The 11,910-nt window shown below is 63.8% G+C and carries 6 protein-coding genes; 2 read left to right on the top strand and 4 right to left on the bottom strand.

The window, feature by feature from the left end; genetic code table 11:
• Positions 1-62 precede the first annotated feature (62 nt).
• The 4 genes from GE027_RS13885 to glgA all read right to left on the bottom strand — a co-directional run bounded on the left by GE027_RS13885 (position 63) and on the right by glgA (position 7,025).
• On the bottom strand, positions 63-1,721 hold the full coding sequence (locus GE027_RS13885) for a putative manganese-dependent inorganic diphosphatase (protein WP_153557804.1): 1,659 nt from the start codon (positions 1,719-1,721) through the stop codon (positions 63-65).
• Positions 1,722-1,819: 98 nt separating this feature from the next.
• Entirely contained in the window at positions 1,820-3,991 is a 2,172-nt protein-coding gene (locus GE027_RS13890) for an alpha-amylase/4-alpha-glucanotransferase domain-containing protein (RefSeq protein WP_153557805.1), read from the bottom strand.
• 74 nt (positions 3,992-4,065) lie between these two features.
• Positions 4,066-5,409 (bottom strand): galactose-1-phosphate uridylyltransferase, encoded by a 1,344-nt coding sequence (locus GE027_RS13895; RefSeq protein WP_162006731.1) that lies wholly within the window; start codon positions 5,407-5,409, stop codon positions 4,066-4,068.
• 119 nt (positions 5,410-5,528) lie between these two features.
• Entirely contained in the window at positions 5,529-7,025 is a 1,497-nt protein-coding gene (gene glgA / locus GE027_RS13900) for a glycogen synthase GlgA (protein ID WP_153557807.1), read from the bottom strand.
• Between the two features lie 216 nt (positions 7,026-7,241).
• On the opposite strand from glgA, the gene GE027_RS13905 reads away from it, so the two are divergent.
• Positions 7,242-10,430 (top strand): serine/threonine protein kinase, encoded by a 3,189-nt coding sequence (locus tag GE027_RS13905; RefSeq protein ID WP_153557808.1) that lies wholly within the window; start codon positions 7,242-7,244, stop codon positions 10,428-10,430.
• Between the two features lie 74 nt (positions 10,431-10,504).
• Positions 10,505-11,356, top strand: coding sequence for an FHA domain-containing protein (locus GE027_RS13910; RefSeq protein ID WP_153557809.1), 852 nt, complete (start codon positions 10,505-10,507; stop codon positions 11,354-11,356).
• Positions 11,357-11,910 lie beyond the last annotated feature (554 nt).

The raw sequence follows: 11,910 nt of genomic DNA on the forward strand, positions 1-11,910 counted from the left end.
CCCCGCGACAACACCCTCCCGCGCAGCGGGAGAATAAAGCCGAATGAAATGTTGCGACGTGCTTAACCGATCTTGGCGGCGGATTCCAGCAGCGAGACGAACAGCGGCAACAGCTGCTTTTTGCGGCTGACGACCTTGTCCAGCTTGTACAGCCGCAGGTCCACGCGGGGATAATTAATTTCCTCCCAGCACGCCGGTTCGCGAGACATCAACAGCAGGCTGCCGTTGGAGACGATGTCGGTAACCATCAGGGCGGAAAAGTCCAGGTTCCGCTCGGCCGTCATCTGCTCCAGCGCCTCACGCAGCTCGTTCTTGCGGCTCCAGAACAGGTCGAATCCGATTTCCTCGATCTGGGAAATCGAAAAACGATGGCCCTGTTCTTCGAACTCCTTGCAGTCCTCGCGGACCACCTGGTCGGCTTTGCTGACCCGCAGGGCCGACCCGGTTTCGAAGAAGCTTTTGGCAAAGCTTTCCAGATCGGTTTCGCAGAACCCTTCCAGCCATTTCAGGGTCTCGCGATCCACATCGGTCGTCGTCGGCGAGCGCAAAAACAGGGTGTCGGAGATGAGCCCCGAGGCCATGCACAGGGCCATGCCCGGCGTCGGGTCGATGCCCAGCGTGCGGTAACGCTGGGCGACCAGGGTGCAGGTCGACCCCACCGGTTCCATGATGAAACGGATCGGCTGTGAACTGCGGAGACTGCCGCCCAGGCGGTGATGGTCCAACACCTCCAGAATCTCCGCTCCTTCGGCGCCGTCGACCGCTTGGCCCAGTTCGTTGTGGTCGACCAGGACCAAACGCGGCTTGGGCGGATTGATCAAATCGGACTTCGACAGCACACCGATCAGGCGTTTGTCGTCGTCCAGAACCGGAAACACGGGCTGGACCGTGCGCGAGATCTGCTGCTGGGCTTCCTCGATCGGCTGCTTGGCCGACAACGTCACGTACTCGCGATCGATGGCCGGTGTGATCCGCCGGGCGGACTTGATCCGCATCGTCGTCGTGGCCGTGTCGTAGGGGCTGACGATCACCGTCACGCCGTTGGCCTGCGCGATCTGCAGCAGACCCGGCGAGAGTTCAAAACCGCCGGTGATCACCAAGCCGCGGACGTTGCGTTCCAGGGCCGGCAACTGGATCGTCGGCCGGTCGCCGCTGACCACCAGCGTGTCCTCGGCCGGCAACAGATCCAGTTTCTCCACAAACCTGCCGGCACTCATCGCCCCGACCATCACCTGCACGTCCTGGGGACGATGCGCATCGACTTCGTTCAGGTAATGTCCGTCGAACGAGCGCCGGATTTTTTCCATGCTGGACGATACGACGCGGGCCACGCGGGCATCCCGGTCGCCATCGAAAACCAACTCCAACACGTCCAACAGACTCAAGACGCCCACCAGATCGTCCTGGTCGTTCAACACCGGAATCGAACGCAGTTCGTGTTCCTTCAGACGGTGGTAAACCTCGTAGAAGACTTCGTCATCGCGAGCGGTAACGATGTTGTGGTGGCAGACATCCTCGACTTCCGGCCGCACGTCCATGATGATCCGTGGCGGTTCCAGGTTGCACTTTTTCAGCGCGAACTCGGTCCGGCGGTTGGTCGGTCCGCAGCACGCGGCGACCGCATCGGGATGGGTGGTTTTGCGGAGCAGTTCGGCGTAGGCCAACGCCGAACAAATCGCATCGGTGTCAGGATTGCGATGGCCAAAAACCAAGACGGTCATCAAAAAGTCCGGCGTCTGCTGTTCGAGGAGAGAGCGGTTGAGGGTGGGGACGCGTTCATTGTATCGCGAACCGTCCCCGTCGCAGCCAGCCTCTCAGACTAAACGCGTACGGCTTGGTCGCTGGTGGAAACGGCGGCAGCCGAACGCAGGGATCGGGTTTGCAACCACATCTTCACCGCCCAGCGTCCGTCCGCATCCCCGCTGACCAACCAGTGGGGCTGGACGCACACGCTCTGGTGGACCAGTTCGAAACCGCCTTCGCTCTGGCTGACCGTTTCGACCGGAAAGGCCCAGATCCCGCTGGGACGATCGATCTCCAGACCGACGTCGATGCCCAGCCACTGGTCGGTCAGATTCAGCGCCGTAGCGTCGACCAGGTCCTGGGCGTGTCCCAGTTGACCCAATCGGTTGCCCTGGCCATCGCTGAAGAAGCGGTCGTCGGCGCCGGCGGGCAGGCCAGCAAAATTAAATTCGATGCCGAAGTGCAAGGGGCGATCGACGGGCAGGTTTTCCAGCAGGTAGGTGATCTCCAGCGTGTCGCTGCCGGCGGCCATCGTGACGGCTTTGGTGATCGACAGCGGGATGCCCCAGGCGTTGCCGTCGCGGCGCATCTGCAACTGGACCCGGTCGACGGCCCGCCGCAGTTTCGCCTCGAACGGCAGATCGACAAAATCGCCGCGTTCCTCGGCATCGCCGCGCATCACGGCTTCCAGCGAGGCGTGGTCATCGTAGAAACGGTCCATCAGCGACTTGCGTGGAAAGCGGTCGTACTGCAGACGCTGGTCCAGGTCGGCCTGCTTGAAGACCACACGATCGTGGATGCTGGCCACCGAATCGCCTGCGTCGCTCGGACCCGACAACACCTTGCGGTGGTAGGCTTCGGGCCGGCGCTGCATCGTGGCCAGCAGGTTGTGCGACAGTTCGCGCACGTCCAGTTCGATCAAGCGACCGCCACGACCCGGCGCGACGACGGCCAACAATTGGTCGCTGGACATCCGCACTTCGTGCAGGCCGTCGAAGTCGAAGTCTTCGGCCACGGCCTCGGCCCAGGTGCTGTCGGCCCCGCGCGTGGCGCGTTCCAAGTGATTGTCGGCTTGGATCAGGTGCTGGTAGACGGCGTTGCGCAGATGCGGCAGGTAGATGCCGCCAAAGGCCCCGTGCCAATACGGACAGTTGCACTGGCCACGGTACAAAGAATCGCGAGCGGCGGCCAGTTCGCCACCGTCGACGCCTTCCTGCTCGGCCTCGGCCAAGCGACGGCTGACGTCCATCGACCGGGCGTACATCTCGTTGGCTTCGGCGTATTTGACTTTGAAGTTCCGCCAGTAACCGCCGCGCACGAAGGGGCTCAGCTGCGGCCACCGCGGGTCGCTCTCGAATTCGTGAATCACTCCATCCAGTTGCTCCTGTTGCTCGACCGGCAACGACCACTCGGTCATCTCGCGGTAACTGCAATCGGGCAGATAGACCTTGCCCACCGGCGCCGTCCGCTCGACCGCTTCGGCCAGCGTGACCGTGTGCAACCAGTCGCGGTTGTCGCACAGGGCATCAAAGAAACTTCGCAGCCAACCCTGCTCGTACACATGGGCTTTGGTGTCGGGCCAGGTGCCGAACTTCTCGCCGTCATCGCCGAAGGTCAACACCGCACCGGGCGAACGCTCGGCGACTTCGCGGCAGTACTGAATCGTTTCCTGGGCGTCTTGAAAGGGGATCGTGTACCGCAGGCGTTCGCTGCCGGGAAAGATCCGCAGCGTGCGACCATCGTCCTCGGTCAGGTAGTATCCGGTCATCTCCCGCTCGCTGACGCCGGCGGCGCGGAAATGGTAATCGTCCAGCACCGTGTACTGGATCCCGGCTTCGGCGACCGAAGCGGTCAGATTCGATTCCCAGACGCGTTCCGGGGTCCACATCCCCGCTGGCGTGGCCCCGAGCGTGCGCCGCAGCCAGGCGCTGTAGGCACGGATCTGGCCGATCCGGTCACGGGCCGGCAACATCGTCAGGATCGGTTCGTACTGCGGGCCGCCGATGATCTCGATGCGGCCCACTTCCACCAGCGCGCGCAGCCGATCGATGTATTCCGGATGCCGCTCGGCCATCCACATCAGCAGCGGTCCGCTGGTGTGCAGCGAAAGATTCAGCCCCTCATATGGCTCGAACACGTCCAGAAACGGCAGATAGCTGTCCTGGTAGGCCGCTTCGAAGACGCCGTCGAAGTTGCCGATCGGTTGATGATTGTGCAGGACCAGACAGAGATGGACGTCGGGCTTCATGATAGACGCAGATAGGAGTTAGAGGGTTCGATCCTTCCCACCCGAGACCTATCGGCAAAATCGATGCCACCGATCTATCTTTCTGAGAAGGAATATTCCGAACGGGTTTGAGGCACCCGCAGGGGATTCAGCTCCGCGGCGGCGCCACGCAACTGCGCGGCGGCCGTCTCTGGGAATGTCGGATTAATGTAGCAGTCCGACGCGTGCTCGAAACCGGCTTGAGTGGTGATTCGCGGCATCCATTCCATCGACCAGTGGAAGATGTCTTCGTTCTTCGCACCGGGCGGCCGCGTGTGCAGCACGTGGTTGTAATCGACGCCTGGAAACAGGCGTTCGAAACACTGCACCAAACGCCGCGTCATCTGGGCCAGGTCGGCCAGCAGCTCCCCACTGGAATCCTCAAACCGCGGGGCGTGTTGGTTGGGGACAATCCTGGTCAGATACGGAAGGGACGAGCCATAGGGGCAATAGGCAGTCAGGTGGCGGCTGGCGAAGACGATGCGCGACTGCGCCTCGCGTTCGGCACGCATCAGGTCGCAGTGTAGACAGCACCCGGTTTGGTCGTAGTGCTTGCCGGTGCGATAGATCAAATCGCCGACCCGCGGCGGCAGGATGGCCGTAGCGATCAATTGACTGTGAGCGTGACTGAGCGAAGCGCCGGCGCGGGCCCCGACGTTCTTAAAGACCGACACGTATTCGACGTTGGGGACTTCGCGCCAGACCCGTATCCGAGCGGCGATCGCTTCGTAGACCTTGGTCAAATGACAGACGTTCAATTCGCTGACGCTGGTCGTGTGGTCGGGTGATTCAATGATCACCTCGTGGCCGCCGGCCATCGGCCCGGCCGGAAACAGATTGGGCGTGCGGCGGCTTTGGACGTAGCGACGTTTGTCACTGCTGCGTTGATGATGGTCCTGGGCGGGGTGACCGTTGACGCTCCGGTCCTGGGGGTGGCGCGGGTCCTGGTGGCGATGCGGATCCAGCAGCGAGACGGCTGGGTACTTGTTGTTGACCACACGAACCAACCATGGTCGCCGAGCTTCGTCGTTGTCGTTATCGACCGACAGCAGTGTCGCCGGAGTCAGGCTTTCATTGCCGTGACAAAAGGGGCAGGCGCTGATGTCGCCCACGGATTTGATTTCGCGGACGAACTCGACGGGCCGCGTGCCGCGTTCGGCGGCAAAGATCGTTTGGCGTCCGCTCAGTACGTCATACCGCACTTCGCTGCCGCCGCCCTGTCCGAGCAAGCTTTGCGAAGCCGGATCGACTCGGGTGCGAATCGTAGGCTGGGGGCCCGCATCGCGAACGACATGGGCGGCAGAGGCGCTGTGCAGCGGCGGCGTCTGGCGTTGGGTATCCAAATCCGCCGCGGAGTAACGAAGGGTGTCATCGGAGAGCGTTTTCGATTCTTTGGCCAACAGGAACTCTCCGGTTTTTCTTGCGACGTAGGGGGGGACGAAATGCTCATCCTAGCGTGCATCTCGCGAAGACCTATCCCAATCTATCGCTTTTTTTCGGCATCGAAAGCCTGCGGGGTTTAGTCCCCCCACACTCTGCCGGTCTTACGGGCAATTGTGTCTGCGTAAACCTGCTCGTACCGGATGGCACTGCGCCCCCAAGACCAATCTCGGGTCATTCCGGATTGAATAATTTGTGCCCATTTTTCCGGCGAATTAGTGCGCATCGAGAACGCTGCGGACAGGGTTTCGATCATTCCATAGCTGTCGAACGTGGGCAGATGAAAGCCCGTCGCGGTGCCGTCGTTGATGTTTTCGCTGGTCGCATCGACGACCGTGTCGGCCAGTCCGCCCGTGGGATTGACCACCGGAACCGTGCCGTAACGCAGGCTATACAACTGGTTCAATCCGCAGGGTTCGTAACGGCTGGGCATCAAAAAGATGTCCGAGCCCGCTTCGATGCGATGGGCCAAGGCGTCGGAGAATCCCAGGTGCAGCCCCAGGCGATCGCTGTAGTGGCGGGCCAGTCGACTGAGGGCCTCGTGGTACTCGGGCGAACCGGTGCCCAGCACGACCCACTGGGCGCGGTTGCCGGTGGACAGGAAGTGACGCATCGCTTCGATCACCAGATCCCAGCCCTTTTGCTCGGCCAAACGTCCGACCAGACCGATCAAGGGAGCTTCTTCGCTGGACGTCAGCCCGAAGGATTCCTGCAGATCACGCTTGTTGGCGGCTTTGCCCTGCGTCCAGTTGCTGATCGAATAATTCATGGCCAGGTGCGGGTCGGTGGCCGGATCCCAAACCGAGGTGTCGATCCCGTTGGGGATACCCACCAACGAACCGGCGCGGCGGCGAAGCACGCCCTGCAGGCCGCAGCCATGTTGGTCGGTTTGGATCTCTTTGGCGTATCGAGCGCTGACCGTCGAGAGCGTGTCGGCAAACACCAGGCCCGTCTTCAACAGGTTCAACTGGTCGTAGTACTCCAGTTCGTCGGCCCGAAAGTGTTCCCAGCCAAAGCCGGTCTGCGGCAACAGATGTTTGTGGAACACACCCTGATAGGCCAGGTTGTGGATCGTCATGATCGTCGCGGCTCGCTCCATCCAGGCGTATCCGCCAAAACCCGTGGCGATGTACGCGGGCACCAGGCCGGTTTGCCAGTCGTTGCAGTGAACGATGTCGACCGGCAATTCCAGCAGATCGATCGCCTGGATGCAGGCTTGACTGAAAAACGAAAACCGCAAGCAGTTGTCTTGGTAGTCGCCCTCGGAATCGCCGTAGAGCTGCGGGCGGTCGAACATCTCGGGATGGTCGATGAAGTACACCGGTACCTCGGACCCGGGCAGCGTCGACTGGAGGACGCGAGCGGAATAGTCGCGGCCTTCGAGCGTCACGTGAACCGTCAGCGCGGTGTGCGAGATCGGTTGGCCCGCGTTGTGGATCTGGCGAAACGCCGGCATGATCACCGCAACGTCGTGGCCGTGCTCGGCCAGCTGGACCGGCAGCGCCCCGCAGACGTCCGCCAACCCCCCGGTTTTGGCAAACGGAACCGCTTCGGTTGTGATGAGGACGATATTCACCGTGGATGCACCTCTGCAAGGATCGACAACAAGAACGCGGGGACGAAAAACGCAGCAACGGGAAAAATTCTAGTCCCGCTAGCATTTCTATGCGACAACACTAGGTCACAGACCGAGAGCACGAAATCAACTAAGATGAGAGGGACGAGCTTCCGGGGGGCGGCCGTTTGAATTTGCAACGTTCGTTTCTGGTGATGTGTTGAGGCTGGTGGACTGATGGGCCTGTTGATCGTGGAATTCTGGAACCGCCTTGCCGACAGTGGTGTGGTGGATTCAGAGCGGTGCCGGCAGCTGGCCGTGGGCTACGCCAAGGCGCACCAGGGCCGGCCCCCGGCCGATGTCCAGTCGCTGTGCCAGCACCTCGAACAACGCCGTTTGCTGACGCCGTTCCAGCTGCGGCGGGTGCTCGAGGACCGAGCCGACTCCTTGCGGCTGGGACCCTTTACCCTGCTTGAACCGGCCCCGGCGCCATGGCATCGGTGGTACTGGGGCCGTCCAGACGCACCGCCCGACCAGCCCGACCAACCCGGCCAAAACGAACCGCCGCCGGTGTTGCTCCGCCCCGTCGACGATGACGAAACCCAGCAGCGATTTCTGGCGGTCCACGCCAGAATCGAAGCCGACACACTGCAGCCGATCGAACTGCGGCGCGACGCGGAACAGCCTTACGTCGTGTCGGCGTTGCCGCAAGGGCACACGTTGGCGGCCAAGCTGCAGCGGGGACGGCTGGGGACCGACGCGGCGCTGCGCATCGGCACGGCGGTCGCCACCGCCGCATCGGCCCTGCACGCGGTGAACCTGCCCCATGGCGGGATCCATCCGGAGCGGGTTTGGATCGGAGAGGACGATTCGGTGTGGCTGCTCCGCGACGCCGCCCACGGTCCCGGACACCCGCTCTCCTCTCGTCCCGGTTGGTTCGATCCGCCGCAAAACGCCGCCCTGTACGCGGCACCGGAGTTTTCGATTCCCGGTCAAGCCGCCGATGCGCTCGCCGACCAGTACGCCCTCGGCTGTTTGCTTTTGCACCTGCGAACCGGCAAGCCGCCCTTCGCCGAAACCGATGGCGACGCTCTGCTTGCCGCTCACACCCAGCGGCGCCCCGCCGCACTCCGCTCCGCAGCGGTGTCCGCGTCGCCTCTGCTGCGCGTGGTGGCCCACGCGATGGCCAAGAACGCGGCCGGGCGGTTCCCGGATCTGGTGCATCTAAACGAAGCCCTCGACGCCATCCGCCGCGCTCGAAGCCGGCAGACGCCCGCCGCTGCCGCCGCGCCAGCAGCCGCAGCGGCAAGAAGCCCACAGGCGGCCAAAGCTTCGCCGCCGGCTGCAGCTGAAAAAACTTCGCCGCCCGCTGCGGCTGAAAAAGCTTCGGTGGCCGCTGCAGCTGAAAAAGCTTCGGTGCCGGCTGCCGGCAAGAAAACCTCGCCGCGGGTTGCAGCTGAAAAAACTTCACCGCCCGTTGCAGCTGAAAAAACTTCGCCGCCCACTGCGGCTGAAAAAGCTTCGGTGCCCGCTGCGGCTGAAAAAACTTCGCCGGCCGCTGCCTCCCCCCCGCGACCGGCAGCCGGGGTTCGCGAGCCGGAGAAGACGCCGCCGGCCAAACCGGCGACGCCGCCCACTGCGTCCCCTGTCCCCGCCGCAGCATCTGTCCCCGCAGCGGCTTCTGTCCCCGCAGCGGCTTCGCCGGCGGTGTCCCCGCCGGCGGGCTCGTCACCGGCGGGGCGGCCCCGTGGTGGGCGACGCCGAAAGAAGAAAAAGAACATGCGCGGGCCGTTGGTCATCGGGGGCGTGGCCTTGGCGATGTTGATGTTGGTCGCCTTGTTGCTCGGTCCGTCGGGCGGGAAACGACCCGACCCGGCGCCGTCACCGGTCGCGGACACCCAGCCCCGAGTGCCCGCGCCAGCGCCGCGTTCCCGCGAGCGGACTGCACAGCCGCAGCAGGTCGATGGATTCGACATCGTGGACAACGCCACGGCCCTGTGGTTGCCTCCCTCACCGGCCGACCCACCGCCGCTGGAGATGATCCCGGGCGGACCGCAGATGATCGTCGTGCTGCGCCCCCGCCAGCTGCAGCAGTCGTCGACCGGTCAGCAGTTGTTGGCGGCGTTCGCGCAGGAACTGGACGATCCTTGGGGGCGTCTGGAAAGCCGCACCGGCGTGCCGGCCGAATCGATCCAGCGTTTGACGTTGGCTTTCGAAGGTCGCGGCAGCGGTGTGCCCACGGTGGCCCTGGGCGTGCATCTGCACGAGCCGCTGCCGCTGGCCGATCTGCAGCGCCGCTGGGCGGCGGAGCAGGTTCGCTCCCCCGAGGGAGCGACCGTTTTTGCCGGCGAGGGCGACGACGTCTACTTTGTTCGCGACCCCGCCTCCGGCGCCACGGTCGATCGCTTTGCCGTCGGCTCGGTCGAGCAGATCAAGGCCGTGGCGGAGCTGGATGGGTTGTCGATCCCGTTGCCGAGACAGCTGGAAAAACTGTGGCAACTGGCCGATGCCCAGGCGGACGTGAACGTCCTGCTGCTGCCGAATTATCTGTTCGCCGATGGCCGCATGATGCTCCAGCGCTTTGCACCCGAAGCGATCGAGCCGCTGCGAGCCTTCCTCCAACCCGACGTCTCGGGCCTGCTGGTCCGCAGTACGCTCGAACCGCAGTGGTACGTCGAAGCGCGGCTGACGCCCGGCGCCGGCACATCCGATGCCCAGCTGGCCAAGAAGCTCGAACAGGCGACCGCTGCCCTGCCCTCCTGGGCCGAAGACTTCCTCGTCCGCTCCTCGCCCGACTCGTCTTGGCGAGCCCTGGCGATCCGCTTTCCGCAGATGATGCGGGCTCTTGCGCAGTACACCCGCCATGGCATCTCGCAGGATCTGGCGACGGCCAACGCGTACCTGCCCTCGCGAGCGGCCCCGAACCTTTCGCTGGCGACGCTGCTGGCCCTCAACACGCCTCAGGGCGGCCTACCGCCGGCGATGGGCAGCGAACCCGGATCGGCCAAACCGCTGACGGTCCCGCAGATGCTGGATCTGCCGCTGTCGGTCAGCTTTGATCAGGAGAGCCTCGAGTTTGCCGGTCAGGCCGTGATGGACGAACTGCGGGCGAACCTCCCGCCGGGGTCCGAGTCGCCGCGGTACGTTTTGCTGGGTGGGGATCTGGAGAAAGCCGGGATCACCCAGAACCAACAGATCCGCGACTTTGACGTCCGCGACCAACCGCTGCGCGAGATCCTGACGCAGCTGGTTATGAAAGCCAACATCGACAAATCCGTGACCGACGCCAGCCAGAGCGAGCAGGTCCTGGTATGGGTCGTCGGCCCCGACCCCGACAACCCGGACAAGCAAGCCTTTTTGATCTCCACTCGCGACGGCGCCGAGGGCAAGTACGAGCTGCCCAAAGAGTTCGTCGCGCAGCCATAGTAGCACGGCTGTCCCAGCCGTGAACTGCACAAGCCTCGGCTGGGGACAGCCGAGCTACTTTGGAGCCCATCGCCATGAACCAGCGTCCCAGCCCACCGCCGCCATCCGACGACGATGCGTTGTCCGCCGATCTGATGCAAACGGTTTTCGATCCGCTCAAGTCCGGAGCGAACGTGTCGCAGGGGCCGGCGGCGACGCAAATTGATTTTGCGGTTTTGGAAGCCGAGCTGTATTCGCCGCAGCGGCGGTTGCCGCACGCGAAATTAATTGTGCTGGATGACCACAGCGCGAGCGAAGGCGAAGTGATTCGCATTCGCAAACGTACGCTCTCGATCGGCCGCACCCAGGGCGACTTGACGATCGAGAGCGACCTGGAGATGTCCGGGGCCCATGCGGTGCTGGAGTGTCGATCGGACGAAGGGCATTTTCGCTGGCGCCTGACCGACCTGGGCAGCACCAACGGGACGTTTGTCCGCGTGGCCAAGGCGCCGCTGACCGACGGCCGCGAGTTGTTGCTGGGGTTGCAGCGTTACCGCGTCGAGCTGCGTGAAGCCGACGAAGTGACGCAGAGCGTGATGGCCAAGAAAGGCGTCCGCGTGTTTCTGGATGGCGCGGTCGGCGCGCCGCCGGTTTCGCAGGCCCTGCGGTTGGTCAACACATCGGACGCTCGCGACGTGTACACGTTGAAATCGCCGCGCGGCATGCTGGGAGCCAACCCGAAGCGTTGTTCGGTGGTGATCGACGACCGTTGTTTGGATGCGGAGCACGCGCGGTTGGTCTACAAACGCGGCCGCTGGCAGATCGAGGACCAGCAAAGCTTAAACGGCGTTTGGGTCCGGGTCCGCAGCGTATGGTTGGACGAGCACGCCGAGTTCCAGCTGGGCGAGCAGCGTTTCCGCTTCAACGCCCCCACCCGAGTCGCCTAAGGTTTCCCCAGTGGCATAGGCTTCCAGCCTGTGTGCGGCTGGCGCCAGCCAGCCCCGTAGCCGAACTCGCCAGAGTTTGGACGTCACCAACAACCACCCCGTGAGCCGCGGGTTCACCCCAGTGGCATAGGCTTCCAGCCTGTGTGCGGCTGGCGCCAGCCCGCCCCCGTCCCAGCCCCGTAGCCGAACTCGCCAGAGTTTGGACGTCACCAACAACCACCCCGTGAGCCGCGGGTTCATCCCAGTGGCATAGGCTTCCAGCCTGTGTGCGGCTGGCGCCAGCCCGCCCCCGTCCCAGCCCCGTAGCCGAACTCGCCAGAGTTTGGACCCCGCCACCAGCCCCCTGAGCCGACGGCGCGCTTTCGCGGGCCTTAGCCGGTCGCGGTTAAATTGTCGCGATGGAGGATGTCGTGATCGTGGTCCCGCGGAGCCTGGGTGTTGGAACCGTTGGTAACACAACCCAGTCGAACCAGGGCGACACCCGACTATGTATAGGTAAGGAAGTTTTCTCCCCTCTCCCCCGCGGCGCCGCGAGCGTCAGCGAGTGAAGCCGT

The organism is Roseimaritima sediminicola (genome assembly GCF_009618275.1).
Taxonomy (GTDB): domain Bacteria; phylum Planctomycetota; class Planctomycetia; order Pirellulales; family Pirellulaceae; genus Roseimaritima; species Roseimaritima sediminicola.